At 64.8% G+C, this 26886-nt stretch carries 25 protein-coding genes; 18 read left to right on the forward strand and 7 right to left on the reverse strand.

What is annotated here, in order from left to right; genetic code table 11:
- The first annotated feature begins 78 nt into the window (after positions 1–78).
- The 3 genes from glmM to KRX12_RS10580 all read left to right on the forward strand — a co-directional run bounded on the left by glmM (position 79) and on the right by KRX12_RS10580 (position 3446).
- Complete coding sequence (gene glmM / locus KRX12_RS10570) at positions 79–1422, forward strand: phosphoglucosamine mutase (RefSeq protein ID WP_218364455.1); 1344 nt, start codon at positions 79–81, stop codon at positions 1420–1422.
- 150 nt (positions 1423–1572) lie between these two features.
- Positions 1573–1896 carry a hypothetical protein gene (locus KRX12_RS10575; protein ID WP_218366597.1) on the forward strand — a complete coding sequence of 108 codons (324 nt, stop codon included), beginning with the start codon at positions 1573–1575 and terminating at the stop codon, positions 1894–1896.
- A complete protein-coding gene (locus KRX12_RS10580) occupies positions 1893–3446 on the forward strand; it encodes a hypothetical protein (protein WP_218366598.1) in 1554 nt (517 codons plus the stop codon). Before KRX12_RS10575 ends, KRX12_RS10580 begins: the two co-directional genes overlap by 4 nt.
- 312 nt (positions 3447–3758) lie before the next feature.
- Here the strand turns inward: KRX12_RS10580 and KRX12_RS10585 are convergent, their stop codons facing one another.
- Positions 3759–4625, reverse strand: a complete 867-nt coding sequence (locus KRX12_RS10585; protein WP_218366599.1) for a dienelactone hydrolase family protein — start codon at positions 4623–4625, stop codon at positions 3759–3761.
- Positions 4626–4779: 154 nt separating this feature from the next.
- Here KRX12_RS10585 and glmS point away from each other — a divergent pair, with 154 nt between their 5' ends.
- Positions 4780–6645, forward strand: a complete 1866-nt coding sequence (gene glmS / locus KRX12_RS10590; RefSeq protein ID WP_218366600.1) for a glutamine--fructose-6-phosphate transaminase (isomerizing) — start codon at positions 4780–4782, stop codon at positions 6643–6645.
- Positions 6646–6713: 68 nt separating this feature from the next.
- Here glmS and KRX12_RS10595 read toward each other — a convergent pair whose 3' ends face one another.
- Positions 6714–7451, reverse strand: a complete 738-nt coding sequence (locus tag KRX12_RS10595; RefSeq protein ID WP_218364445.1) for a CPBP family intramembrane glutamic endopeptidase — start codon at positions 7449–7451, stop codon at positions 6714–6716.
- Between the two features lie 43 nt (positions 7452–7494).
- Between KRX12_RS10595 and alr the strand changes: the two genes are divergently transcribed.
- Positions 7495–8658 (forward strand): alanine racemase, encoded by a 1164-nt coding sequence (gene alr, locus KRX12_RS10600; RefSeq protein WP_218366601.1) that lies wholly within the window; start codon positions 7495–7497, stop codon positions 8656–8658.
- A 6-nt stretch (positions 8659–8664) separates the two neighbouring features.
- Entirely contained in the window at positions 8665–9153 is a 489-nt protein-coding gene (gene tsaE / locus KRX12_RS10605) for a tRNA (adenosine(37)-N6)-threonylcarbamoyltransferase complex ATPase subunit type 1 TsaE (RefSeq protein ID WP_151528889.1), read from the forward strand.
- Here the strand turns inward: tsaE and KRX12_RS10610 are convergent.
- Entirely contained in the window at positions 9131–10618 is a 1488-nt protein-coding gene (locus tag KRX12_RS10610) for a DUF1624 domain-containing protein (RefSeq protein ID WP_218366602.1), read from the reverse strand. The two genes, tsaE and KRX12_RS10610, sit on opposite strands and share 23 nt — an antisense overlap.
- A 255-nt stretch (positions 10619–10873) precedes the next feature.
- On the opposite strand from KRX12_RS10610, the gene KRX12_RS10615 reads away from it, so the two are divergent.
- Entirely contained in the window at positions 10874–12328 is a 1455-nt protein-coding gene (locus tag KRX12_RS10615; RefSeq protein WP_218366603.1) for an MFS transporter, read from the forward strand.
- On the opposite strand, the gene KRX12_RS10620 is transcribed toward KRX12_RS10615, so the two are convergent.
- A complete protein-coding gene (locus tag KRX12_RS10620; RefSeq protein ID WP_255550228.1) occupies positions 12325–12777 on the reverse strand; it encodes a methylated-DNA--[protein]-cysteine S-methyltransferase in 453 nt (150 codons plus the stop codon). The genes KRX12_RS10615 and KRX12_RS10620 overlap by 4 nt on opposite strands.
- A 37-nt stretch (positions 12778–12814) precedes the next feature.
- On the opposite strand from KRX12_RS10620, the gene tsaB reads away from it, so the two are divergent.
- The 7 genes from tsaB (at position 12815) to groL (ending at position 19422) form a co-directional block, all read left to right on the forward strand.
- Positions 12815–13489 (forward strand): tRNA (adenosine(37)-N6)-threonylcarbamoyltransferase complex dimerization subunit type 1 TsaB, encoded by a 675-nt coding sequence (tsaB, locus tag KRX12_RS10625; protein WP_218366604.1) that lies wholly within the window; start codon positions 12815–12817, stop codon positions 13487–13489.
- Positions 13490–13646: 157 nt separating this feature from the next.
- Complete coding sequence (gene rimI / locus KRX12_RS10630; RefSeq protein ID WP_370625214.1) at positions 13647–14147, forward strand: ribosomal protein S18-alanine N-acetyltransferase; 501 nt, start codon at positions 13647–13649, stop codon at positions 14145–14147.
- Positions 14148–14161: 14 nt separating this feature from the next.
- On the forward strand, positions 14162–15190 hold the full coding sequence (gene tsaD / locus KRX12_RS10635; RefSeq protein WP_370625584.1) for a tRNA (adenosine(37)-N6)-threonylcarbamoyltransferase complex transferase subunit TsaD: 1029 nt from the start codon (positions 14162–14164) through the stop codon (positions 15188–15190).
- A gap of 152 nt (positions 15191–15342) precedes the next feature.
- Positions 15343–15771 (forward strand): hypothetical protein, encoded by a 429-nt coding sequence (locus KRX12_RS10640; RefSeq protein WP_218364434.1) that lies wholly within the window; start codon positions 15343–15345, stop codon positions 15769–15771.
- Between the two features lie 179 nt (positions 15772–15950).
- Positions 15951–17309 carry a sodium/glutamate symporter gene (locus tag KRX12_RS10645; protein ID WP_370625189.1) on the forward strand — a complete coding sequence of 453 codons (1359 nt, stop codon included), beginning with the start codon at positions 15951–15953 and terminating at the stop codon, positions 17307–17309.
- Positions 17310–17487: 178 nt separating this feature from the next.
- Positions 17488–17787: a co-chaperone GroES gene (gene groES / locus KRX12_RS10650; RefSeq protein ID WP_151528881.1), complete on the forward strand. Its 300-nt coding sequence runs from the start codon at positions 17488–17490 to the stop codon at positions 17785–17787.
- A gap of 18 nt (positions 17788–17805) precedes the next feature.
- Positions 17806–19422 carry a chaperonin GroEL gene (gene groL, locus KRX12_RS10655; RefSeq protein WP_218366605.1) on the forward strand — a complete coding sequence of 539 codons (1617 nt, stop codon included), beginning with the start codon at positions 17806–17808 and terminating at the stop codon, positions 19420–19422.
- An 84-nt stretch (positions 19423–19506) separates the two neighbouring features.
- Here groL and KRX12_RS10660 read toward each other — a convergent pair whose 3' ends face one another.
- The gene (locus tag KRX12_RS10660) at positions 19507–19782 is read right to left on the reverse strand and encodes a WhiB family transcriptional regulator (RefSeq protein ID WP_151528879.1); all 276 of its coding nucleotides are present in this window, start codon (positions 19780–19782) and stop codon (positions 19507–19509) included.
- A 401-nt stretch (positions 19783–20183) separates the two neighbouring features.
- On the opposite strand from KRX12_RS10660, the gene KRX12_RS10665 reads away from it, so the two are divergent.
- Positions 20184–20750, forward strand: coding sequence for a sigma-70 family RNA polymerase sigma factor (locus KRX12_RS10665; RefSeq protein WP_218364432.1), 567 nt, complete (start codon positions 20184–20186; stop codon positions 20748–20750).
- Complete coding sequence (locus tag KRX12_RS10670; protein ID WP_218366606.1) at positions 20747–21730, forward strand: hypothetical protein; 984 nt, start codon at positions 20747–20749, stop codon at positions 21728–21730. The genes KRX12_RS10665 and KRX12_RS10670 overlap by 4 nt, the downstream gene beginning before the upstream one ends.
- Before the next feature lie 61 nt (positions 21731–21791).
- Here KRX12_RS10670 and KRX12_RS10675 read toward each other — a convergent pair whose 3' ends face one another.
- Positions 21792–22172: a DUF5319 domain-containing protein gene (locus KRX12_RS10675; RefSeq protein WP_218364430.1), complete on the reverse strand. Its 381-nt coding sequence runs from the start codon at positions 22170–22172 to the stop codon at positions 21792–21794.
- Positions 22173–22451: 279 nt separating this feature from the next.
- Here KRX12_RS10675 and guaB point away from each other — a divergent pair, with 279 nt between their 5' ends.
- Both guaB and KRX12_RS10685 read left to right on the forward strand, forming a co-directional pair.
- Entirely contained in the window at positions 22452–23978 is a 1527-nt protein-coding gene (gene guaB, locus KRX12_RS10680) for an IMP dehydrogenase (RefSeq protein WP_151529862.1), read from the forward strand.
- 94 nt (positions 23979–24072) lie between these two features.
- Positions 24073–25224: a GuaB3 family IMP dehydrogenase-related protein gene (locus KRX12_RS10685; RefSeq protein WP_218366607.1), complete on the forward strand. Its 1152-nt coding sequence runs from the start codon at positions 24073–24075 to the stop codon at positions 25222–25224.
- A gap of 110 nt (positions 25225–25334) precedes the next feature.
- Here KRX12_RS10685 and KRX12_RS10690 read toward each other — a convergent pair whose 3' ends face one another.
- On the reverse strand, positions 25335–26444 hold the full coding sequence (locus tag KRX12_RS10690) for an alpha/beta hydrolase (RefSeq protein WP_218366608.1): 1110 nt from the start codon (positions 26442–26444) through the stop codon (positions 25335–25337).
- Between the last annotated feature and the right edge of the window lie 442 nt (positions 26445–26886).

The following is a 26886-nucleotide window of genomic DNA, read 5'->3' on the forward strand; positions in this document are numbered from 1 at the left end:
ACCGGTCATACGTCTGAGCACCACCGCAGGGGAATGTCTGGCGTGGGATCGGGGTAGCCGAGCGTGCATAATGGAGGAATGACTCGACTCTTCGGAACAGACGGTGTACGCGGATTAGCCAATAAGAAGCTGACGGCCCCCTTGGCGCTGCAGCTCGGTGCAGCGGCTGCGGAGGTACTAACGAAGGAGTACCGCAACTCCAAGCGCCGCCCCGTCGCCATCGTGGGCCGCGACCCGCGCGTCTCCGGCGAGATGCTGGCCGCGGCGATCTCCGCGGGCATGGCTTCGCGCGGTGTGGACGTATTGCGCGTCGGCGTGATCCCCACCCCAGCGGTGGCATTTTTGACCGATGATTATGGCGCGGATATGGGCGTGATGATCTCCGCCTCCCACAACCCCATGCCGGATAATGGCATCAAGTTCTTTTCCGATGGCGGCCATAAACTGCCCGATGAGGTAGAGGACGAGATCGAGCGCCGCATGGACAATATCGCCGACGAAGGCCCCACCGGCCACGGTATCGGCCGCGTGATTGAGGAAGCCTCGGACGCCCAGGAGCGCTATCTGATGCACCTGGCCCAGGCCGTGCCGCAGGATCTTTCCGGAATCAAGGTGGTGGTGGACTGCGCCAATGGCGCCGCCGCCGAGGTAGCCCCCTTGGCCTATGGTGCCGCCGGTGCCGAGGTGATCCCGATTCACCACAAGCCGAATTCCTACAACATCAACGATGGCTGCGGCTCCACCCACATCGAGGAGGTGCAGCGCGCGGTGCGCGAGCACGGCGCCGATATTGGTCTGGCGCACGATGGCGACGCCGATCGCTGCCTCGCCGTGGATGCCGAGGGAACCATCGTTGATGGCGATCAGATCATGGCGATCCTAGCCGTGGCGATGAAGGCCAATAGCGAGCTGCGCAAGAACACCCTCGTGGCCACCGTGATGTCGAATCTCGGGCTGAAGCTGGCCATGGAGGACGCAGGCATTGAGGTGCTCACCACCCAGGTGGGCGATCGCTATGTCCTCGCCGAGCTCAACCGCAGCGGCTATAGCCTTGGCGGCGAGCAGTCCGGCCACATTGTGATCCCCGATCACGGAACCACCGGCGATGGCGTACTCACTGGTCTTTCGCTCATGGCCCGCATGGCCGAAACCGGCTCGAGCCTGAAGGAATTGGCCACCGTGATGACGGTGCTGCCGCAGATGCTCATCAACGTTCCGGTCTCGGACAAGTCCGTGATCATGGATCATCCGCGCGTCAAGGAGGCCATCTCCAAGGCCGAGGCGGAGCTGGGCGACACCGGCCGGGTGCTGCTGCGCGCCTCCGGCACCGAGGAGCTCTTCCGCGTCATGGTGGAGGCCGCCCACGAGGAGCAGGCTCGGAAGGTGGCCGGCCGCCTGGCCGCCGTGGTGGCCGAGATCTAAACCCGCCTGAGCCCGTCAATCCCGCGGGCGGCGCAGAATACTTCCGCGCCGCGGGAACCTCCCAGGTGCGAATGTGCGTCTAACTCGGTGAGAAGGTGCGCCCTGCCAGGGTGCACGCCGCCGTTTCTTTGACCTCGCATGGGGGAGGCTATGACGCACACTGACATAGATGTCGATCCACCAACCGCGCTGGCGCATACCGCCGAGTTGCTCCGCACTCTCGCCGAGAACACGAGCGCGCACCAGCGCCACGCACCACAGTTTCCGCCCGCCGCGGCGGGGAAGGGGCTGCGTGCACGCGGTGAAGCCCTCGCCCGTGTCTTCACCCAACTGCACACCGATACCGCCACTGCTTTAGACGCAGCACGCTTATCGACGCATACCGCCAGCGATCATCTCCGCGCTCTCTCAGAGCAGGACCACGCGGTGGCCGACGCTCTGCACCGCATCGATAGGGCAGGTGAGGGCAGATGAACAGCTCCGTGACCTGCTACGCCTCCACGGTGGAGGCGCTGCGTCTGGCCGCGGGCGGGCTGTATGCCGGGCCGCAGATCAGCGCCGAGGAGCTCAGCGCCGCCGCCGAGAATCTCGCCGGTTTGGATACTTCCGCACTACGCACAGCCGCGAGCTGCGCCCTAGGGGAATCCGCCCCGCAGGACGCCGGCCGCTGGGTGCAGGAGGTGCTCAGCCCCGCTCTCGCCGGAGTGGCCGAAGGGGCCATGTGTGGCGGCCTGAACGAGGCTATGCGGCAGTGGGAGCAGCGGGTAGAAGGTGCCGCAGCAGTAGAGGCGGCCGCGCATTCCTGCGCCGATAGCATCGACGCGGTCGCTAGCAGCGCCCATGAGGCGGCGCAGACGATGACGCTGAGCCTTGATGAGGCCGTACGCGCGGTGTGCCACGCCCTCGAACTGCTGGGCAGTAGCGGAGCCCGCGGGCTGGCGCAGCAATTAGTGCACATGGGCGCAGGGCTCATCGATAGTGCCGGCCAGCAGTTGCTGGGTATCTTCGGCGATCACGACACCGCCGTGGCGGGCTGTTTTGATGAGCTGATCGCCCACGCCGAACAGCACTGCGCCAGCGAACCGCCCGCTGCGTGCACCCCAGAACCGCCGTGCGAGTCCGCGCCACCGTGTGAGCCGGAGCCGCCGTGTGAGCCGGAGCCGCCATGCGAGCCCGCGGCCGCCGCGCCCGTAGCGGAGCCAGAGCCCTGCGTGGCAGAAAAACCCACGCCGAAACCCGCCCCGCAGCCGGCACCGGCGCCTGCGGCAGCGCCCCAACCGACGCCGTCGGTAGAGCCGCAGCCGGCCCCACAACCGGCCCCGGCCTGCGAACCCGCGTCCGCCGCACCGCCGCCACAACCACCGACAGCACCGCCGAAGCCCTGCGTGCCAGACACCCCGCCGACCCCGCCACCGGCTCCTGCTCCCGCCGCCGCACCGCCGTGCCCTGCTGCCGAGCTCGGACGGGTAGTGAGTGGCTCGATACTCACGGTGGGGCAGGCGATGGCCAGCGCCGCCGCCGTGGGAGTGGCACAGGCTCAGGCCTCGCTGCATGCGCACCTCGAGGCCGCTATCACCGGCTCTATCGAGGTATCCGCCGAGCTCGGACAAGCACCCAGCGCTTGTGCGCCCGCGCCGGTAGCGGACTGCCCGCCAGTGGTGGACCACCCCTGCGCCCCGGCTGTCCCAACTGCCGAACCGGAACCCGTACCCGAACCGGAGCCTGAGCCCGAAGCGCCTCAGCCGGATGATCCCTGCCCACCGGAGGATCTCACCGCTGTGCCCGAACCCGAGCCGCCGGCGCAGAAGGTGGCTATGCAGAACGTGGCGCAGGAGGCAGCCCCGGTCTCAGAACCGGACACAGCCCCAGCCCCAGATCCAGCCCCGGCACCGCCCGAGCCACAACCAGAATCGTCTTCCGAGGCTGCCGAGCCGGCAGCAGCTGCCGCGGATACCGCCCCACCGACTGATGAAGGAGAACACAGTGAGCACACCAGCTGGCCCCACAAGGCAGGTGCATGGTGACTAACGTGAATCCCGATTTCCTCCGGCATCTCGAAACCTTCCAGCGCCACACGAGTGCGCGGCTAGCGGAGTTTTCCCGCTCCCTCGATGAGCTCACCGCCCAGGCACGGCGCGAGGCGCGCGCCAGCGCAGAACACACTCCCACCCCGCCGCACCCGGCTGCTAGGCAGCGCCCTGCGGCGAGTGCGGCAGAGCGGGCATGGCCGCGCCCAGCGCAGCAGAAACCCGCCCCGCGTGGTCCTGTTCGGGGAGTGCTGAGAAACTCACCCTAAAGGCACCGCTCGGGGCGGGAATAAAGATCAGATGTGGAGGTTAGTCCTGCTCGTCATCCTCAGTGGAGGCATCCACATGGGGGTCGTGCTTGGCTACCTCTTCACGCAGCTCTTGGCGGGTCCAAGCGGTCACGCCCTTGCCCTCAGCCGCGAAGGCAGAGAATGCCGAGTACTTGTTCTCCCCGGCGAGCTGGTGCAGCAGGAAGCCGGTGACCAGGCCGCGGGCGGTCTCTTGGGCGCCGAACTCGAGCCCGCTGATTCCGGTGAGGAGCTTGCTCACGCTCGCCTCGCGGAAGCCGGTTTGGCTCGCCTTGTCCACGACGCGGAAAGCGACATCGCCGCCCCAGTTGAAGGCCACCTTCGGCGGGTTGCCCATATCGAGGAACTCGCCGCGGCCTGGGGAGAGCACCAGCCCGGGCACGTTCACGTGGCGGGCGGCTTCCTCGGAGGAGGGGGCAGTAACGGAGGGGTAGATGGCGGCGACGGCCTTGACCAGATCGCGGTCCACGGCGGCAAGGATTGCGGCGCCGGCTCCCATGCCATGGCCCACCAAGCCGATTTTGCCCGGGGCGACGGTGATATTGCCTTGGCCGAGCTTCACCCCAGCGGCAATCTGCATGCAGGTTTCTAGATCGGCGGCGAAACCACGGTGATCGGGTGCGAAGCCGGTCTCCGTATCCGGTGCCACCGCCACAATGCCCCAGCTCGCGAGGTGGCGCAGGGTGGCGTGGTAGTGCTTAATGCCCTGCCGCCAATCGTGGCCAAAGGCCACTGCGGGCAGGCCCTGGCCCTCGGCGGGGGTATAAACCTTGCCGGGGATACCGGCATAGGACAGATCGCCCACGAGCACGCGGTGGGGGCCACGCTTGGACAGTTTGCTTAGGTGTTTCTTCAAGTTCTCAGCCACGGTGTTCAAGGATAGTCTATGCACGCCAGGCCGTGGGGCGGCGGCTCCGGCCGGAGAGTGCACGGCCAAGGCGCAGCGGCGGGGAGAAGGGGCCGCGGCGCGCGGTGAGCTGCTGCGAGGGGAGGTGTCTCTGGGTTGGGTTAGGATGAACGGCATGTGTGGAATCGTTGGATACATCGGTCATCGTGAAGGCTTGGATGTGGCGCTCGGCGCCCTCAAGCGCATGGAATACCGCGGCTATGACTCTTCAGGAATCGCCGTCGCAGACGGTGCGGGCAGCATTAATGCGGTGAAGAAGGCCGGCAAGATTAGCAACCTCGAGATGCGTATCGACGAGGAAGGTGCCAATAACTTCCGGGGCCACACCGCTGTGGGCCACACCCGCTGGGCCACGCACGGTCGCCCCACCGATAACAACGCCCACCCGCACCTGTCTGCGGACGGCAAGGTGGCCATTGTGCACAACGGCATTATCGAGAACTTCGCGGTATTGCGCGAGGAGCTGGAGCACAGCGGCGTGGAGCTGCTCTCTGACACCGACTCGGAGGTGGCCGCCCACATGCTGGCCGCCGCCTATAACGAGGGTGAGACCAAGGGCGATTTCCAGGCTTCTGCCCTGCATGTGCTCAATCGCCTCGAGGGCGCATTCACCCTGCTGTTTACCCACGCCGATCACCCGGACACCATCATTGCGGCCCGCCGTTCCACCCCGTTGATCGTCGGTATCGGCGAGGACGAGATGTTTCTTGGCTCGGATGTGGCGGCCTTTATTGAATACACCAAGGATGCTGTTGAGCTGGGCCAGGACAACGTGGTGATCATCACCCGTGATTCCTATGAGATTCTCAACTTCGATGGCAGCCCCGCTGAGGGCAAGCCCTTCACCATTGACTGGGATTTGAGCGCCGCCGAGAAGGGTGGCTTCGATTCCTTCATGATGAAGGAGATTCATGAGCAGCCCGCGGCGGTGCGCGACACCTTGGCCGGCCACTTCCAGGACGGCCGCATCGTCTTGGACGAGCAGAACTTCAGCCAGGCCGATCTCAAGGCCGTGGACAAAATCTTCGTGGTGGCCTGCGGTTCGGCCTATCACTCGGGCCTGCTGGCCAAGTACGCCATCGAGCACTGGGCCCGCGTCCCCGTGGAGATCGAGGTGGCCAGCGAGTTCCGTTATCGCGATCCGGTGCTGGATAAAAATACCCTCGTGGTGGCCGTGTCCCAGTCCGGTGAGACCGCCGATACGCTCGAGGCCGTTCGCCATGCCAAGGCCCAGGGCGCCAAGGTGCTGGCGGTGTGCAACACCAACGGGGCGCAGATTCCCCGCGAGTCCGATGCGGTGCTCTACACCCACGCCGGCCCGGAGATTGGTGTGGCCTCCACCAAGGCCTTTTTGGCGCAGGTGGCCGCCAACTACATCGTGGGCTTGGCCCTGGCGCAGGCCAAGGGCACCAAGTACCCGGATGAGATCACGGATATCTACCACGATCTGGAGTCCATCCCGGAGAAGATCGAGACTCTGCTCGCCGTCGAGGACGAGACCAAGCGCATCTCGGAGGTGCTGGGCGCGATTCCCACCATGCTGTTCTTGGGCCGCGGCGTGGGCTTCCCCGTGGCGCTGGAGGGCGCGCTGAAGCTGAAGGAGCTGGCCTATATTCACGCCGAGGGCTTCCCAGCCGGTGAGCTCAAGCATGGGCCGATCGCGCTCATCGAGGACGATCTCCCGGTGGTTGTGGTGGTGCCCTCGCCGCGCGGGGTGAAGCTGCTGCACTCCAAGATCGTTTCCAATATTCAGGAGATCCGTGCCCGCGGCGCGAAGACCATCGTGATCGCCGAGGAGGGCGATGATGCGGTGGAGCCCTACGCCAATTGGCTCATCCGTATCCCCGAGACCTCCACGATCATGCAGCCCCTGCTGGCCACCGTGCCGCTGCAGTTCCTCGCCGCGTTCATCGCCCGCGAGTGCGGTAACGAGGACATCGACAAGCCCCGTAACCTGGCGAAGTCCGTGACTGTGGAATAGTCCCAGCAACAAAAAGAACTCGAGCCCACATGCCGTGGTGCTCGAGTTTTTTGCTTATCGACGCCGCCCTAGAGCCACGTCCACGCCGCCGCGGCCGCCAGCGCCCCGGTGGCGTTCAGCGCCCAGTGCAAACCAATGGGGGCGATCACGCTATCGGTATGGTGGCGCAGCCAGGTGAGCACCGCCCCGGCGCCGGCGGTGGCCAGCACCGCCAAGCCCACCCCGATCCAGGTGCCGAGGCTACCGGAGCCGAGTAGCCCCGATAGGCCCGCGTTGGAGGCGGTCAGCCCCAGCGAGGAGCTGATATGCCACAGCCCGAACAACACAGAACCCGCCCCAAAGACCAGCTTGGTGCCGCCGAGGCGAGCGAGGGAGGCATGCAGCATGCCGCGAAAAGCCAGCTCCTCCGGAACCACGGTTTGCAGCGGGATAATCACCAGCGCGGCCAGCAGCGCGCGGCGCAGCGTGGCGTAGGAATCATTGAGGAAGAACTCGCGCGTCAACGGCAGCGCCAGCCCGGCACCCACCACGAGGATCACTGCCGCCATCGATATCCCCGCCCAGCGCGCCCCACGGCGCAGCGTAGCCCGGGAGATCCCCATCGCTTGCGGGGTATAGCCGCGGGCGAAGGCCAGCAGCACCATCGCCGCTACCCCCAAGGGCACCGTGGAACGATAGGACGCCAGCTCGGTGAAGTGGGCGAGGGAATTAATGATGGCGAGGCTGCCGACCAAGAGGGCGACGTCGATAAGCGCTGAGCGCCGCGATCCGGATAGGTGGGGGCGACGGGCAGCGAAAACGAACATGCGGTTCATCCTACGCTGCGGTGACAGTGGCACAATGTGGCTTATGGATTTGCTCAGCACCACCATTGATCTCGAGGCGATTGCGCACAATACCCGTGCGCTCAAGGCGCGCGCCGGGAATGCCCAGCTCATCGCGGTGGTGAAGGCCGATGCCTATGGTCATGGCATGGCGGAATGCGCTGCCGTGATGGCGCGCGAGGGCGCCGATATGTTTGGGGTGGCCACCCTGCCTGAGGCGCTCGAGCTGGTCGCCGCGCTGCGCCCGCGCGGCTATGAGCAGCCGGTGCTGTGCTGGCTCTGGCATCCCGCCCAAGACCTAGATGCTGTGCTCGAGGCGGGAGTGGTGCTGGGCATCGCGAACCTGGAGCAGGCCCGTAGTCTTATTGCCCAGCTACAGGGCCGCCCCATCACCGTGCACGTGAAGGTAGATACCGGGCTGAATCGCTCGGGGGTGGATGAAGAGCAGTGGGAGGAGATCTTTCACCTGCTCGCCGCCGCCCCTACGGTGACGGTCGATGGTATTTTCAGCCACCTGGCCTGCGCCGATGATCCGGGCAATAGCAGCATCGACGCCCAAGCAGAGCTGCTGCGCCGCGCCTGGGACTGCGCCCAGCGCTGCGGCCTGCGCCCGCGGCTGCGGCATCTGGCCAATTCCCCAGCGACCCTGACCCGCCCCGATCTCTACTTCGAGGCCATCCGCCCCGGGCTGGCGCTCTATGGGGTCTCTCCCTTCGCCGGAAGAGACGTTAAGGAGTGGGGGCTTCTCCCCGCGATGCGGTGGACGGCGCGGGTGACCACCATCAAAACCACCCACACCGGCGAAGGCGTTAGCTACGGGCTGACGTGGCGTGCCCCGCGGGAGAGCGTGACCGCCGTGGTGGCGGTGGGCTATGCCGATGGGCTGCCGCGCGCCGTGCAGACCCGGCGCGGCGAATCCGATCTCTGGGTGAGCATTAAGGGCCAGCGCTATCGGCAGATCGGTCGGGTGTGTATGGATCAGATCGTGGTGGATCTCGGGGATAATGCACAGGGAGTGGCCATCGGTGATGAGGTGGTGCTCTTAGGCGATGGCAGCGCGGGAGACATGACCGCCGCCGAGCTCGCCGCGGCCGCCGGCACGATCGCCTATGAGATGGTGTGCGCCCCAAAGGGACGGACGGTGCGGCACTATCTGCCGTCTCAGCAGCACAACCCAGTGGAGGAGTAGGAGTAGATGCTTAAAGAGTGGCCCGCCTCTGGGCAGGAGCGTTGCGAGGAATTGGAGGACACCCACGCCTTCGGGGAACGGCTCGGCCGTGTCCTCGAAGCCGGGGATGTGGTGATTCTGGATGGCCCGCTGGGGGCGGGAAAAACCAGCCTCACCCAGGGCATTGCCCGCGGCATGAATGTGAAGGGGCGGGTGACCTCGCCGACCTTTACTATCGCCCGGGAGCATCGCCCGCGCGGCAGCGGCCCGAGCCTGATCCACGTGGATGCGTATCGGCTGCTCGGGGAGGGCAGCGGCCCGGTGGATCCGGTGGGCGCGCTTGACTCTTTGGATATGGATAGCGAGCTGCACGAAGCGGTGGTGGTGGCCGAGTGGGGTAAGGGCTTGATGGAGCAGCTCGCCGAGCACTATCTGCTGCTTACCCTCGATCGCCATTCCGCGGTGGAGGCCGACCCAGACTCGGAGGCGCGCCTCATCTCTTGGCAGTGGCACTAGCTGCGCGCGGGCGCCTCCTCCGCAGCACCCACGATGGCGAGCGCGAGGGCGGCTCGCCGCCGCTGGTGCTCGTGGCGATGCTGAGCCGGTGGAGTAGATATTCCATGGGGCCGCGCCGCCAGCGCAGGCGATAGAGCGAGGTGCCGAGCAGGGCGGTCAGCAGTTGGATGCTGAACACACTCACATCCTGCCAGCTATAGGGCTCGGCGTCCGGTGCTGGGATCTCGCCGACGCTGCCATCTGCATCGGGGGAGTACTCGCCGATGAAGCGCTCAGCACTCTCTCTGGCGGCTGTGGGGGAGTCGAGGGCGAGAAGCTCATCGCGGAGCTGTTCCTGCTCGGCGGACAGCGGTGCCGTGGAATCGAGAAGGGGATCGGGCTCGGCCATGTAATAGTCCAGGGTGTACTCGCTGAGAGCGCGCTCGAACTGCTCGCTGTTGAGGGGCCCGCGCAGGCGCATGTGGAGCACATCCAAGGCGCGCTGGCGCTGCTGCGACACCTCTGCCTCCGCGGAGTCGGCCACCGAGTCGCCTTCTTCGTAGCGTGTGCTGCCCGGAGCTGTGTCTGTGTCATCTGTGCCGAAGTCATCTGTGCCGAATACAGAGGAACCGAATACCGGGGCGGAGGAATAGCCATCCGCCGTGGGGTTGAGCGCCGCCGTCAGTGGCGCGGTGAGCAGAACGTGGGTGACGTAGACCGTCAGGGCCATGGAGCCGACAGCCTGCAGTGGGTAGAAGTGGGCATATCGCAGCGCCACGATGACGGCCACGGCCGCGAGCCCGGTAGCCGCCATATCGACGATGGAGCCGCTGTGCGGCAGCGGCAGCAGATAGAACTCGAGCGCAGCGGATAAGGGGGAATCCGCCATCCCTGCGGGGGCGAGAAAAGAATCGTTGTGATCAATCAGCACAGAGCGGGCAAGGACGGCAGCTGCGCCGGCGGGGATGCACCACAGCAGCGCTCGCGCCCAGTACACCCTGGCGAGCAGGACTCCGAGGAGGGTGTAGGCCAGCCACGCCGGCAGCGGATAGGCGCCGTCTCCTATCAGGCCGATGGGGCTCATCGACATAAGCAGCGCCTGCTGCAGCAACGGTCCGATAAGCACGAGCACCCCGGTGAGAATGACTAAGCGCCGCGTGCTCCACTGCGCGAGGGGTGCGAGCAGGATCTGCGCCACGCCAATGGTGCCGAGGACGACGGCGATGGCGCCGCTGAAGGGAGTGAGGACGATACTCACCGCGATCAGGGCGATGCCTCTGATGGTGGCCACGCCCCAGTCATGTCTGTCCACGATGATGGCCAAGGTGATGCCGCTGAGCACAGCGAAGAGGGTAGAAGGATAGCCGTCCGAAAGATCTGTGAGTACGCTCGGCCCGTGATACACGGTGTGCGCGTACATCATGCCGATGATCGCGAGCGCCCGTGCGATATCGAGCCCATCGACTCTCTGCGGTGATGTCGCCATGGCTCATAACTGTAGGCGCGTCCAGTGGGCAGCGCCGGAGAAAGAGGAGTATGAGTAGGGTGGTGCTGCGTTCAGCCGGAGCACTACTCCACGAATTTTTTCGGGGAGTGCTCGGCCCAGCACGTCGGCATCGAGAGATATCGCCTTCCCGCCGTGTCCGGTCTGTGTGGGAACGACGCTGCGGCTGTGCATGATCGGCGCCGATGAAGGACGAGCCCAGTGTGGCGACGATGGATAGATGAGGAGACTAAGCAGTTGAGTACCACCCCCGCTGCCGCGGATCCTATTCGCTGGAAAATCCTCGGGCTCATGCTCGTGTCCGTGTTCATGTCCCTGATGTCCGTGAGCATCATGAACGTGGCGCTGCCCGCGATCCAGGCCGGCTTGGGCGCCACCCACACCGATATCCAATGGGTGCTCTCCGGCTACACACTCGTCTTTGGTGCCTTCCTCGTGCCCGCCGGTCGGGCCGGAGATATTTTCGGCAGGCCCGGGTTTTTCCTCATTGGCCTCATCGTGTTCCTCAGCGGTTCCGTCGCAGGTGGCCTTTCACCTACTCCCGCCTTCCTCGTGGCAGCCCGGCTGGTGCAGGGCATGGGTGCGGGGTTGATGAATCCCCAGCTGATCGGCATGATTCAGTACTATTTCACCGGCAAAGAACGCGGCCGTGCCTTTGGTTTCTTCGGCTCCACCGTGGGCATCGCGGTGGCCATTGGCCCGGTGCTCGGCGGATTCCTCATCGGTCTGGGCGGGGAAGACTTAGGCTGGCAGCTCACCATGTTTGTCAATCTGCCTATCGGATTGATCGTGCTGATCTTGGGGCTTTTATGGTTCCCGCGGCCGCTGGCGAGCGCCGATCCGGTGCGCACCGCGGATGGCAGCTACAAAATCTCCTCGGTGATCCGAGCCATCGACCCCGTGGGCGTGGCGCTGCTGACCAGCGCCGTGCTGCTCTTCCTGCTGCCTTTCGCGGAAGGAAAACAACGGCCGTGGGTGTGGTTCTTAGCGCTGCTCTCCCTGCTGCTGCTCACCGCTTTTGTGCGCTGGGAACGCTCCTATAAGGACTCCGGCCACGCCCCTATGGTGGATCTCGATGTGCTGGTGGTCTCGAGTTTCCGCAATGGTGCCGCGCTATCCTCGCTGTATTTTTTGGGCATCACCAGCATCTGGGTGATCGTGGCCATGTATTTCCAGCAGGGCCTAGGCTACTCGGCGCTCGTGGCCGGCTCCGTGGGGATCCCCGCCGCGCTGGCCTCCTCGCTCTCTGCGGACTGGGCCGGCCGGCGCGTGATGGACCTTGGCCGCCCGCTGGTCGTGGGCGGCATGCTCGTGGCCACTACCGGCATGATCTTGAGCATCCTCGTGATCCTCGGCGAGCACCGCGGCATGCTCAGCGAGTGGTGGCTGGTGGCCACCCTCGGCATCGTTGGCGTGGGGCAGGGCAGCGTGATCAGCCCGAACCAAACCCTGTCGCTGGCGGATGTGCCCCAAAACTATGCCGGCTCCTCCGGAGCGGTTCTGCAGGTGGGCCAGCGCATCGGCACCGCCATCGGCTTGGCCATGATTACCGCTGTGCTCTTCGCCCTGCTGGAGCGCGTGGCGTGGCCGGTGGCCGTGGCCGGCAGTTTCGGCATCATCGTCATTATCATGCTCAGCGCCACCGCGATCGGGGTGCACGATGTGCGCCAGCGCCGCGCCATAACCGACTAGATCTCCACGCCCTCCAGGCGCAGCAGCCGGCGCTTCAGCTCCACCCCGCCGGCGTAGCCGCCGATACTGCCATCGCCGCGCAGAATCCGGTGGCAGGGCAGAAACACCGGCACGGGATTCAGCCGCAGCGCCGTGCCGGTGGCGCGCACCGCCTGGGGATGACCGGCCCGCGCTGCGAGCTGGCCATAGCTCAGCGTCTCGCCATAGCCCACAGTGCTCAGGGCGGCGTAGAGATGGCGTCGAAAAGCGGTGTGGGGGCGAGAGTCCCACGCCACCGAGAACTGCCGGCGCTCGCCCGCGGCATAGGCACATAACTCCTCGCAGGCCTGGCGCAGTACGTCACTAGCTGGGGCGATGGGCTGCTCCGCGCCGAAATCCACCCGAGTGATACCGTGCGGGCCCGCGGTGAGGGTAAAGGCGCCCAGGGCGGTGGTCACTGTTGCCTGCATAGGCTCCTAGCCTAGCGGGTGGGTAGGGTGATACATCGTGTTGTGCTTAGCCATCGATACCTCCACACCTACACTTGTCGCCGGCATCGTCGACACCGTCCACGGCGAGCTCGCCGTGCAGCTGGTGCGCGACTGCCGCAAGCACAATGAGGTGCTTATTCCTACCATCCAGGACTGCGCCGCCCGCGCCGGCTGCACCCTGCCTGATCTCGACGCCATCGTCGTCGGCTGCGGCCCGGGGCCCTTCACCGGCCTGCGCGTGGGCATGGCCACCGCCGCCGCCCTCGGCGATGCGCTCGGCATCCCCGTGCACGGAGTGGTCTCCCACGATGCGATCGCCCAGCAGCTTATCGACGCCGCCTCCCCGCCCAGCAGCCTCCTCGTGGCCACCGACGCCCGCCGCCGCGAGGTCTACTGGTCCCGCTACCGCGATGGCCAGCGCAGCACCGGCCCCGAGGTGCACGCCCCCGCCCATGTGGCCGAGCTGCTGCAGGACGATCCGGTGGAAGTGCTCAACTGCCCCGCGCACATTGAGCTGCCCGCCACGGCGCGGCGCGTGGATATCAGCCCCACCCCGGCGTCGCTGGTGGCCGTGGCGGAGTGGGAACGTGAGCCCGCGCCGCTGGTGCCGCTCTATTTGCGCCGGCCCGATGCCGTGGAACCCGCGCCGCAGCCGCTATCGCCGGCGATCCCCGACATCAATCTGGGCTAGCGGCTGCGTATAGTGTCGAAGATAAGCGGCGCATCGCGGCACCGCCCGTGTAGCGCCGGGTAGCGCCCATCAACACCGAGTGAGACCCGTCAAGGAAGTGTGAACTGTTCCCGTGAGTGACTCCAACCCTGCGTCATCATCCACCCCGCGCCCTGCGATCACCGACGACGATGGGCAGCTGATCCTGCCCGACGCGCTGCGCCCGTTGAACAACGAGGATGCCCCGCGCTGCGCCCAGCTGGAAAAGCAGCTCTTCGGCGAGGATGACCCGTGGAGCGAGCAGGCCTTCTATTATGAGTTTGCCGGCCGCACCATCTATATCGGCTACGAGGACAATGGCGTGCTCGTGGGCTATGCCGGCCTCGCCATGCTCGGGCCGGAAGATGATCCCGAGTTCGAGATCCACACCATCGGCGTGGACCCCGACTACCGCCGCCAGGGTATTGCCACCCTGATGCTGCAGGTTTTTGTGGACGTGGCCGACTACTATGAGGGCCCGATCTTCCTCGAATGCCGCACCGATAACACCGCCGCGGTGACGCTCTACCAGCGCTATGGTTTCGGCGTCATCGACGAGCGCAAGAACTACTATCAGCCCTCCGGCGCCGATGCCTATGTGATGCAGCGCAATCCGCACGGCGCCCCCAATCCCAGCTAGGTCACTACATAGTCGTGTCACGCTTTATCTGCGGGATCGAATCATCCTGCGACGAAACCGGTGTCGGCATCATCGAGCTCTTCGAGGATGGCCGCATGGCCGTCCGCGCCAATGCCGTCGCCTCCTCCATGGACCAGCACGCCCGCTTCGGCGGCGTGGTGCCCGAAATCGCCTCCCGCGCCCACCTGGAATCCATCCAGCCGGTGATGCACCAAGCCCTACGGGAGGCCGGCATCGATAAACCCGATGTCGTTGCCGCCACCGTGGGCCCCGGCCTTGCCGGCGCGCTGCTCGTGGGCGCCTCCGCCGCGAAAGCCTATGCCGCGGCCTGGGGCGTGGACTTCTACGGGCTCAATCACCTCGGCGGCCACGTGGCCGTCGCCACTATCGACGGCGAGCAGCTGCCGCACTCCGTGGCACTGCTGGTCTCCGGCGGGCACACCCAGCTCCTCGAGGTGCGCGCGGTAGGCGAACCCATGGTGGAACTGGGCTCTACCGTGGACGACGCCGCCGGTGAAGCCTATGACAAGGTGGCCCGGCTGCTGCGTCTCGGCTACCCGGGCGGGCCCGTGATCGACCGCCTCGCCCGCACAGGCAACCCCAAGGCCATCGCCTTTCCCCGCGGCATGCGTAAATCCGCCTATGACTTCTCCTTCTCTGGGCTCAAAACCGCCGTCGCCCGCTATGTGGAACAGGCCGAGCGGGAGGGCCGGGTGATCGATATCCCCGATGTGTGCGCCTCCTTCCAAGAAGCCGTGGTGGATGTCCTCACGGCCAAGGCAGTGCGCGCCTGCCGCGATACCGGTGCCAGCGTGTTGCTGCTTGGCGGGGGAGTGGCCGCCAATTCCCGCCTGCGTGAGCTCGCCGAGCGGCGCTGCCGCTCCGCCGGCATCGAGTTGCGGGTGCCGCCGCTGAGCTACTGCACCGATAATGGAGTGATGATCGCCGCGCTCTGCGCCGAGCGGATTCGCGCCGGGGCCGCCCCCTCGGATCTCAGCGTGGGCACCGACCCCTCGCTTGAGGTGGAACAGCCCCAGGTTTAGTTGCCGCAGCACACACGCGGGGTGAAACTTTGGGAAACATCTGCTGAATTGTGCGGCGAGGGCAGGCGACTGGGCTGAGTGCTCTGTTAGACACAGAAGATGTCCCTGCGCCCGCGCGCTCCTCACGCAGAACTAGCAAAGGTTGTTTTTCCATGCCCCGTGGCCTGCTCGTGCACCCCGATTCCTCTTCGCAGCTGATCACCTTCGAGCTTGAGGACGCCGCTGCGTATCTCGGCGCCGACGGGCAGCGTGTGTCCGTCACCTTCCGTGATGATGGCACCACCGTGGCGGCACTCTACGCCGCCGCGGCGGCCAGCGAGGGCGCCGAGCCCAACCCCGTGGCATCCATGGGCCGCCAAGAGGCCACCACCGGAAACTCCGCCTTCCTCACCGACCCCACCAATGCCGTCTGCGGTCCGGTCCTCTTCGTCGGCGCCGATGGCTCCGATATCAGCGATGACGATATCGAGCAGGTGCGGTCCGGTATCCGCGCCGTAGACAACTACCGGCAAGACGAGCCGGAGGATTATGCCCTCTGGCGTGCAGCAGTGCTCAACCTCGGCCGCCGCGCCGCCGAGTAGACGCGCCCCGTGCAGCAGGGGCGTTGTCCGCGTGCGATGTCCCTCGCGTCCGCGACAGCGCCGGCTTCTCCTCGTGTGTGGGGGAAGGTTTCGAGACACTAAGAAAAGTCTGTAGTGTAGCTGACATTGTTGTGAATATGGCTTAAGTCATAGAGCTTCCAAAGATGTGAGGTACACCTGTGGATGATTTTTCGCCCTATGTTTTGCTGCTAGACCTCGGCTGGATCTCCGTGTTGCTCGTGGTGGGCAAACTGCTGCGGCGATTCGTGCCGGTATTCCAGAAACTCATGGTGCCCGCGCCCATTACCGCGGGCATTCTCGGCCTCGCCCTCGGCCCCGAGGGGCTGGGGTGGATCCCCTTCTCCGATCAGCTCAACACCTACACCACCATGCTCATCGCGGCCGTCTTCGGCGCGTTGCCCTACACCATGAACTTCTCCCAGGAGGTTCGCTCTGGGGCGCGCACGATGTGGTCGGTATCGGTGTCGATGTTTCTCACGCAGTGGGGCATATTCGCCCTGCTCGGCGTGCTACTCTTTGCCCCGCTCTTGGGCACGCCCGAGTGGTTCGGCGCGATGGTGCCCGTCGGCTTTGTGGGCGGCTTCGGCGTGGCCGCAGCCGTCGGCGGATCGCTCGAAAGTCAGGGACAAGAGGCGGCGATGACACTCGGCTTTACGGCGGCTACCGTCGGCACCCTCGCCGCCGTGGTGGGCGGGGTGATCATTGCCAAGTGGGGCTCATCCACCGGCAAGACCTCGCAGCTGCCGGATTTCTCCAGCCTCTCCGACGATATTCGCACCGGCTGGATCGGCCAGAGCAGCGAGCGCCCGAGCGTGGGCAAGGCCACCACGAATCCCTCCTCGATCGAGCCAATCGCCCTGCACGTCTCCGTCGTGGGCATCACCATGTTCGTGGGCTATCAGATCAAGCTGCTGCTCGAGTCGCTCTTTCCGGTGCTGTCCGTGCCGCTATTTGCGTCCTCCTTCGTCGTCGGCATGCTCGGGGTGGGGCTGCTGCACATAGTGAAGGCGCCCCACTTTGTGGATAAGGACCTCGTGGGCTCCATTTCCGGCGGGTTTACCGACTATCTCGTGGTCACGGGCGTGGCCGCGATTATTCCCGCGGTGGTGGCCGACTATGCCCTAGCGCTGGTGCTGCTTTTCCTCTTTGCTCTGGCGTTCTGCTGTGTCTACGCCTTTGTGGTGGCGCCGCGCGCCTTCAAGGATCCGTGGTTTGAGCGTGCCCTCTTCGGCTGGGGCTGGTCCACTGCCTCTGTGGCCACGGCGATTGCCATTCTGAAGATCGTGGATCCGAATATGAAGTCCGGCACCCTTGAGGAGTTCGGGGTGGCCTATGTGGGATTCGCGCCCATCGAGATTCTGGTGATCATTATTGCCCCCATGCTGATCCTCGGCGGCTTTACCCTCGGGTTGGGCGCGGCCACTCTCGGGGCGGGGCTAATTATCCTGTCCCTGCCCTTTATTGCCCAGTGGCGCCGTCGATCCTCCGCGGATGCGGGCGCATCGACGCCAGGCTGAGGCCCCGGGCCCGAGAGCTCAGCACCCTAGCAGTGGGCACAGTTGAGCGTTAGCACTCACGGGGGTAGAGTGCCAATAGGTTGTGTGACCCACAGTTGTTCACCCGCGACGACGGCTGTGCTGGAAGTACCAACCGGCACATGGAAACCATTCTTGCTATGTCATATGGAGGAATATCGTGGCGAATGTAAACATCAAGCCGCTGGAAGACCGCGTCCTGGTCCAGATCAACGAGGCCGAGACCACCACCGCATCCGGTCTGGTTATCCCGGACTCTGCTAAGGAAAAGCCGCAGGAAGCCACCGTCATCGCTGTGGGCCCGGGCCGCTGGGGCGACAACGACGAGCGCGTCCAGATGGACGTGAAGGAAGGCGACGTCGTGGTGTTCTCTAAGTACGGCGGAACCGAGCTGAAGTACAACGGCCAGGAGTACCTGCTGCTGTCTCAGCGCGACATTCTCGCAGTCATCGAGAACTAAGGAGGGGTCGAGCCACTTATGGCGAAACTCATTGCTTTTAACCAGGAGGCCCGCGAGGGCATCCAACGCGGCGTCAATACTCTCGCCGACGCCGTCAAGGTCACCCTTGGCCCCCGCGGCCGCAATGTGGTGCTCGAGAAGGCCTTCGGTGCCCCGACCGTCACCAATGATGGTGTCACCATCGCCCGCGATATCGACGTGGAGGAGCCCCTCGAGGACCTCGGCGCCCAGCTGGTGAAGTCTGTGGCCATCAAGACCAACGACGCTGCCGGCGATGGCACCACCACCGCCACGCTGCTCGCCCAGGCGCTTATCGACGAAGGCCTGCGCAACGTAGCAGCAGGCTCCAACCCCATCGGCCTCAACCGCGGTATCGCGGCTGCGGCGGAGAAGACCGTGGAGCTGCTCAAGGCGCGCGCCACCGATGTCTCCGCTGCCTCCGAGATTGCGAACGTGGCCACTGTGTCCTCGCGCGATCCGGAGATCGGCGAGATGGTGGCCGGCGCTATGGAGAAGGTGGGCAAGGACGGTGTGGTCACCGTTGAGGAGTCCCAGTCCATGGAGACCACCCTCGACATCACCGAGGGCGTGTCCTTCGACAAGGGCTTCCTTTCTCCCTACTTCATCACCGACGTCGACGCCCAGCGCGCCGAGCTGGACGATCCGCTGATCCTGCTGGTGCGCAACAAGATCTCCTCGCTGCCGGACTTCGTGCCGGTGCTGGAGAAGATCGTGGACTCCAAGCGCCCCGTGCTCATCATTGCGGAGGACATCGAGGGCGAGCCGCTGCAGATGGTTGTGGTCAATGCCCTGCGCAAGACCCTCAACGTGGTGGCCGTGAAGTCCCCGTACTTCGGCGATCGCCGCAAGGCCTTCATGGATGATCTCGCCGTGGTCACCAACGCCACCGTGATCGACCCGGAGGTGGGTATCAACCTCTCCGAGACCGAGATGAGCCACTTCGGTTCCGCTCGTCGCGTCACCGTGACCAAGGATCAGACCGTGATCGTCGATGGCGCCGGCTCCGCCGAGGACGTCGAGGTACGCCGCGAGCAGATTCGCCGCGAAATCGAGTCCACCTCCTCCACCTGGGACAAGGAAAAGGCGCAGGAGCGTCTGGCCAAGCTCTCCGGCGGTATCGCCGTGATTAAGGTGGGCGCCGCCACCGAGACCGAGGTCGGCGAGCGCAAGCTGCGCGTGGAGGACGCCATCAACGCTGCCAAGGCCGCTGCCGATGAGGGCATCGTGGCCGGCGGTGGATCCGCGCTGGTGCAGATCGCCGAAGAGCTCAAGGCTTATGCCGAGGAGTTCGAGGGCGAGGAAAAGATCGGTGTGCTGGCTACCGCCCGCGCACTGACCAAGCCCACCTACTGGATTGCCGCCAACGCAGGTCTGGACGGTGCCGTCGTCGTCGCTCACACCGCAGAGATGGACAATGGTTCCGGCTTCAACGCCGCCACCTTGGAGTATGGAAACCTCATCGAGCAGGGCATCATTGACCCTGTGAAGGTGACCCACTCCGCCGTGGTGAACGCCACCTCCGTGGCCCGGATGGTGCTGACCACCGAGGCCTCCGTGGTGGATAAGCCGGCCGAGCCCGAGGAGCAGGAGGGTGGCTGCGGCCACCACCACTAAACTCGGCTCATGCTGCAGCAACGCCCAGCGCCCTGAATATCTCAGGGGCTGGGCGTTTATGCTGTGGTGGCTCCAGCGAGGCGTTTAGCGGGTGCGGAGGATAATGGCGCGCTCGGATTCAGAGAGCCCGCCCCAGATGCCATAGGGTTCGCCTACCCGCAGGGCATGGTCACGGCACTGCTCGAGGACGGGGCAGCCATGGCAGACTTCCTTGGCTTTGTTTTCGCGATTGAGTCGGGCGCGGCCGCGCTCCCCATCGGGGTGGAAGAACACCGCGGACTCGTGCCCGCGGCAGGCTCCCTTCATCTGCCAATCCCAAAAATCCGTGTAGGTACCGGGTAGCTCGCTCGGCTGGGGCATGAGGATGCTCCTTGATGAATAAAAGGCGTATGAACAAGACGGTGGTGATACGCCGATCAGTGTGCGCGCTACGGGTAAACGACACATTAAGCATTCATGGCACCTGATTTAAAGAAACTCTTTTCCTAACAAACGCATATGCCCTGTACAGGGGCTATGGAGTGATATGAACGATGCGTGAACTCTTGGGTGGGGGCAGGCAGGGGAGGGGGGTTAGTCTGGCGGGGGGTGTTCAAAAAGTTTCAATAGAACCTGTCGTTATACTTAAAAAGTACTTTTTACTGTCCGAGCTAATGTGCGGGCTCTTTAGCGAGAGGCGGCCACGCTGTGGTTTGCCCAGCGTGGTGCCGGTAGGACATATGTCATATTCGTATCGCAGATAGTGGGAGGCCCGACGAACAGTGTCAGGTGAACTGGAGCAACAGCTCGCCCCGCTGGTCGCGCCCGCTGCTGATGGGGATAACAAAGCTCTACAGGAAATTATTCGGCTAATTCACCCTTTGGTGGCTCGCTATGTGCGGGCGCGTATCTCCCGCAGCCAGTACCCCTCGCCCGAGGATGTGATCCAGGATGTGTGCCTAGCGGTGGCTACCGCGATACCGAACTATAAGGACCATGGGCGCCCCTTCATGGCCTTTGTTTATGGAATCGCTTCCAATAAAGTGATCGATGCGCATCGGGCCATGGGTCGTGACCGATTACACCCCACCGACGAGGTTCCCGACACCGCAGATCGCTCGATGAATCCCGAAGATGTAAGTCCAAGTCTCGACGGTAGTAACGAGGTGAGGGCCTTGCTCGATCTATTAAGTGATAGGTCTCGCGAAATCCTTGTTCTCCGCCTCTTTGTGGGACTGAGCGCAGAGGAAACTGCGGAGGTTCTGGACACCACAGCAGGGGCAGTACGCGTGGCGCAACACCGAGCGCTGAAGCAGCTGCGTAAGAAATTTGAAGGAAGCACACGATGACATCTCGTTCTCATGAAGATCCGAGGGATCTGTCTGTGCAGCGCGATGAATTTTTTCAGTGCGATGCGTTCCTCGATGAACTCGCCGCCGGCGCTGATCCCAGCCATGGCTCGGATCCCCTCGCCGCGGCCCTCGCAGGCATGCGCGAGGAAGTGCACAGCGATGCCGCCAGCGATGCGGTGCCGGATATTCGCGCGCTGCTGGACCAAGCGGCAGACAACGACACCACCACGGATTCCGCCGCTGCGCCGGTGACCTCGATGGCCACGCACCGCGCTCGGCGGCGCCGGCCGCAGCAGCCGCGCCTGATGGGCATGGTCGGTGGCGCCGCGCTCGGCGCCGTGGCAGCCAGCGCCATGATCGTCGTCGGCGGCACCACCGTCTACAACGCCCAGCCTGGCGGCCCCCTGTGGGGCGCTCGCGTCGCCGTCTTCGGCGAGCCCCAGGCCGATATGGTGCAGCTCGCCTCCACCCTGGAGGAGGCCGATGAACTGCGCGAGCGCGGCGATGTGGAAGGCGCCAAGCGCCTCATCGCCCAGGCCCGTGAGTTGATTAACTACCTCGATGAACGTGATCGGGAGCTCGCGCACCGCCAGGTGGAAGAAGCCCAGCGCACTGTCACCATGACTCCCGCCGCGCCGCGCCCGTCCACGCGGACCTCCACGGTGACGACCACGGTCACGCAGCCGAATTCCTCGGCGAGCTCGCAGTCCTCGAAGCCCAGTGCCACGACGGAGACCACCACCGCCACCGAAACGGTCACGGAAACGGTCACCGAGTCCCATGAGTATGGCGAGACCACCCGACCGGAGCGGGCCAGCCGCGAGCCGAAGGCCGTGGACTCGCCGTTGGCCCCGGGTGAGCGCTCCCTCGAGGTGGACACCAAGGAGTCCAAGGACGATAAAGAGAAGTCCGTGGTGGAGCGCCTGATGCACGATGGCGGCCCCGAACTGCCCGACGCCGTGCGCGATCAGCTCTAATTACCCCAGCTATGACGACAGGCCCCGCCATATGGCGGGGCCTGTCGTGATGTGTGGGAGCTTAGCGCCCGAAACGGCGGTGGGTGATGCCGTCGAGAAAGCCCATGCAGTACTCCCAGGGAGCATATTCATCGGGATTGGGGTTGGCGCTCGGCTCGTGCACCGGCGGCAGCTCCTCCTGCAAGGTGGCGTGAATATTGGATTGCATCATCTCCCAGTCGCAATAGTGGGGGCGATCGCAATCCTCACAGAAGTAGACGATGCCCTTGATCCCGCGGGGAGCGAGATGGGTGCGAAACTCCTTGACCAGCTTGAGATCCTGATGCAGGCCGGCGCGCTCGTCCTCGCTCAGGGGCGCAAAGGGCTCGTCCTCATCCAACAGACGGGCGGGGTCGTTGGGATCGCCTTCAAAGGGATCGCGTGGCATCTCAGAGAAATTCACATCGTTCAGGGTATTGAGTGTGCCCTCATTAATCAACTGTCGGCCTCCACCCAGCAATCGGGCATCCCCAGCGCCCCCATCTGCCACGAGTAGGGGTAGCAGGGGAGAAGTGTTCTCAACTCTGAGGCGGAGGGATTAGTGTGGAAGGCACCTGTATCTGCACCGTGCCGGTGAGCGTGACCGCGAGGTGGCGTCGATAAGCATCGACTGGCCCCACAGGCGGTGGCGCTGGGACAGCGACGGGGATACGTGCAACTACGAGGAGGATCTTTCAAGCAGATGAATAACGAGCGAGTGACAACCGGCGGCGATGATCCTAATAAGGTGGCCTTGGTGGGGCTGACCTTTGATGATGTGCTGCTTTTGCCCAATGAGTCCAATGTGATCCCCTCCGAGGTGACGACGTCCGCGCAATTGACGCGCAAGCTGCGCCTGCACATTCCGGTGGTGTCTGCGGCTATGGACACCGTCACTGAGGCCCGCATGGCGATTGCCATGTCCCGCCAAGGTGGCATGGGTATTTTGCACCGCAACCTCTCCATTCAGGATCAGGCCGAGCAGGTAGAGCTGGTCAAGCGCTCCGAATCCGGTATGGTCTCCGATCCCGTCACCTGTCGCCCCGATCAGAGCATCGGCGAGGTGGATGCGCTGTGCGCCCGCTTCCGTATCTCTGGTCTGCCCGTGGTGGACGATAACGGCGTGCTGCTGGGCATCTGCACCAACCGCGATATGCGCTTCGAGCCGGACTTCAACCGCCCGGTCGCCGAGGTCATGACTCCGATGCCGCTAGTGGTGGCCAAGGAGGGCGTGAGCAAGGAGGAAGCACTACACCTGCTCAGCGCCAATAAGATCGAGAAGCTGCCGATCGTGGACAATGACAACCGCCTGGTGGGTCTGATCACGGTCAAGGACTTCGTGAAGACCGAGCAGTACCCGCACTCCTCCAAGGATCAGCGCGGCCGCCTGCTGGTGGGCGCAGGCATCGGCACCGGCGATGAGTCCTGGCAGCGCGCCGGGGCGTTGGTGGATGCCGGCGTGGATGTGCTCGTGGTGGACTCCGCCCACGCCCATTCCCGCGGCGTGCTGGAGATGGTCTCCCGCGTGAAGAAGGAATGGGGCGAGACCGTCGAGGTGATCGGCGGTAACTTGGCCACCCGTAGCGCCGCGAAGGCCATGATTGAGGCCGGCGCGGACGCCATCAAGGTGGGTATTGGCCCGGGTTCTATCTGCACCACCCGCGTGGTCGCTGGTGTGGGTGCCCCGCAGATCACCGCCATCATGGAGGCCGCCACCGAGGCCCACAAGGCCGGCGTGCCCATCATCGCCGATGGCGGCATGCAATACTCCGGCGATATCGCCAAGGCCCTGGCCGCCGGCGCTTCGACCGTGATGCTCGGCTCCATGCTAGCCGGCACCGCCGAGGCCCCGGGCGAGATCACCGTGGTCAACGGCAAGCAGTACAAGATGTATCGCGGCATGGGCTCGCTGGGGGCGATGCGCGGCCGCGGCCTCTCCGGTGAGCAGCGCTCCTTCTCCAAGGACCGCTACTTCCAGGCCGATGTGAAAAGCGAAGACAAGCTGGTGCCGGAAGGCATCGAGGGCCGTGTGCCCTTCCGCGGCTCGATCGACTCCATCACCCACCAGCTGGTGGGCGGGTTGCGCGCGGCCATGGGCTACACCGGCTCCTCCAGCATTGAGGAGCTGCACGACGCGCAGTTCGTGCGGATCACCGGTGCCGGGTTGCGCGAGTCGCACCCGCATGACATTCAGATGACCGTTGAAGCTCCGAACTACTACCAGCGCTAAGATGAAGGCTCTAGGCAGACGACCTAGGGCCTTTCTTCTTGACCCTAGGCACCTATACGCCCCCGACATAGACGGAAAGTGAATACCAAAGACTATGCGTGACATCGTGGAAATCGGCATCGGCCGGGAGGCCCGCCGCACCTACTCGCTCGCTGATATCGGGCTTGTGCCCGTGCGCCGCACCCGCTCCTCCAAGGACGTGGACACCACCTGGCACTTCGATGCCTACAGCTTCGATATTCCTTTCCTCTCCCATCCGACAGACAGCCTCGCCTCCCCGGAGTTCGTCAACGCCATGGCGGAGAACGGCGGTCTGGCCGTGATCAACGCCGAGGGGCTGTGGGGCCGCCACGCTGATCTCAAGGGCGCTATCGCGCAGGTGGTGAACACCGAGATGGAGCAGGGCTCCGAGGCCGCGGTGGCGCTATTGCAGCAGCTCCACGCCGCAGAACTGGACGTGGATCTACTCACGGAGCGCATCCGCGAGGTACGCTCCGGCGACACCACGGTGGCCGTGCGCGTCTCCCCGCAGCACGCCCGCGAGCTCTCCCCGGTGTTGGTGAAGGCCGGCGCCGAGATCATCGTCATCCAGGGCACCATTATTTCCGCAGAGCATGTGGAAACCGGCGGCGAGCCCTTGAACCTCAAGGAGTTCATCGGCACCTTGGATGTGCCGGTGATCGCCGGTGGTGTGGGCGATTATCACACCGCGCTGCACCTGATGCGCACCGGCGCCGCCGGTGTGATTGTGGGCGGCGGTTCGAATACCAATGACCTCACCGTGGGCATCCACACCCCGATGGCTTCTGCCATCGCCGATGTGGCTGCGGCACGTCGTGACTACCTCGACGAGACCGGCGGCCGCTATGTGCACATCATCGCCGACTCCGATGAGCTGGTGTACTCCGGCAATGTCGCCCGCGCCATGGCCTGCGGCGCCGATGCCGTCATGCTGGGCAGCCCGCTGGCTTTTGCCACCGAGTCCGCCGCTCCCGGCTGGTTCTGGCCGTCGGTGACTGCGCATCCCCGGTTCCCGCGTGGCATGGTGCAGCAGGTGGGCTTCGGTGGGGACTCCGAGGGCAGCGACCTGGTGCCGCTGCAGACCCTGCTGCACGGCCCCTCCAGCTCCTGCTATGGCTCGGAGAACTTCGTCGGCGGCCTGCGTCGCGCCATGGCCAAGTGCGGCTACTCGGATCTCAAGAGCTTCCAGAAGGTGGAGCTGATGGTGCGCAACGCGCCCTTCTGATGCTCGGTGTGCCGCCGCGCCTGAGACCATGAGCCGGCGGCCACGCTTCCTGTAGCGCGGCTGCACACAGCACAAACCCCCACGCCGACAGCGTGGGGGTTCCTGTTTTTCTAGTGGGCGTTGAGCCAGTCGATGACCTTATCCATGGCCTCGTGCTTGGCGGGCTCGTTGAGCACCTCGTGCATCTGCCCCTCCCAGTAGATGAGCTCCTTATCGGCGGAGCCAATGGCGTTGTACCAGTCCTGGGCGAAATACGGCGGCACCAGCCCGTCCTTGCTGCCGTGCATGATGAGGGTCGGGGCGGTGAAGAGATCGGCATTCGCCGCATCGTAGAAGCCCGCGAAGGCCATCTGCTCGGCCATGCCGAGGCTGATCTTCTTATTGACCAGCGGATCGGTCTGGTATTCGGCGGTGACCGCCGGATCGGAGGCCACCCCGTCGGTGAAGGCATTGGGCACCTGGATGAGATCGCTACCCAGCGGCGAGGGCATATGAATATCGCGGCGGCCGGGGATCATCTCATTGACCATATGGGCATTAAAGGTGGTCAGCTCCCGGAAAGGCAGGCTCTCATAGATGCTCGGCTGGGCATTGCGCTGCGTCTCGGTGATCGCCTCGGGGGTGATGGTCTGGCCCGGGTTGTTCACGCCAGAGAAGTTGAGCGGGGCGCCGCCGCCATTAGTCACAAAGGCATCAATCTGGCCGGGGTATTTGATCCCGTAGAACTGTGCTGCGAGTGCACCCATGGAGTGGCCGAGCATAAAGGTCTTCATGCCTGGGTTCTCGGACTTGGCTTTGTTCACCAGCTGGTTCATATCGTCGACGAGATAGTGGAAATCGTCGATGTGGCCGCGCACCACCGCATTGCCCAGCTCGGGCAGGGCGGACTTGCCGTGGCCGCGGTGGTCCAGGCGGTAGACATTGTAGCCAGCGTCGAGCAGGCGGTTGCTCACGTAGTCATAGCGGCCCGAGTGCTCGGCGGCGCCGTGGATGACCACCACGGTGCCGCGGGCGTTGGGCTGGGTCTGCGACTTCCACCAGATCTTGGTGCCCTTGCCATCGGTGCTGGTCATGTAGCCCTCCTGCACCTGGACCTGGGCATGGTCCTGCACTGCGGCGGGCGCCTCGGCGGCGTAGACCGGTGTGGCCACGGCGAGCGGTGTCGCCATGGTGGCCAGGGCGGTGGCGGTGGCGATGAACAGTGTGCGCTTCGAGTTCATGGTCGGCCTCTTTTCCATAAAGTGACACGGGAGCATGGGCGTACATGCCCCCTATATAGGGTGGCGCGATGTACGTAGGCTCAACCGCTTCGCGGATGCTTCTCGACGCAATCCGCGGTACATGCGCGCCAGAGCACGTGGGGAAACGTTGGTGATGGCAAGGGCGTGGCGTCCCAGGAGGGCGGCGTGGCCTCGTCGGCATCAGCGTTTATTACGTAACCGTAAGTCTATGGCTCCTATTGCGCCCCATCAAGGGCAGACCAGCACAGTTGCGCTGCAGCGGGGTAGGGTCCGCGGCGTGGCCTATGGGGTAGGCATCACAGGGCTGGCGCGCACCGGATGTGGCTCACAATCTAAAGCCGCTGGCTGGCGGCCTATTTTATGCAGTCGCCAGTAACCGCTGTTTTGGCCTCGGGTAAAGGGGTAGTATGTCAGGCGACCG

The organism is Corynebacterium sp. TAE3-ERU2, assembly GCF_019209955.1.
Taxonomy (GTDB): Bacteria; Actinomycetota; Actinomycetes; order Mycobacteriales; family Mycobacteriaceae; genus Corynebacterium; species Corynebacterium megadyptis.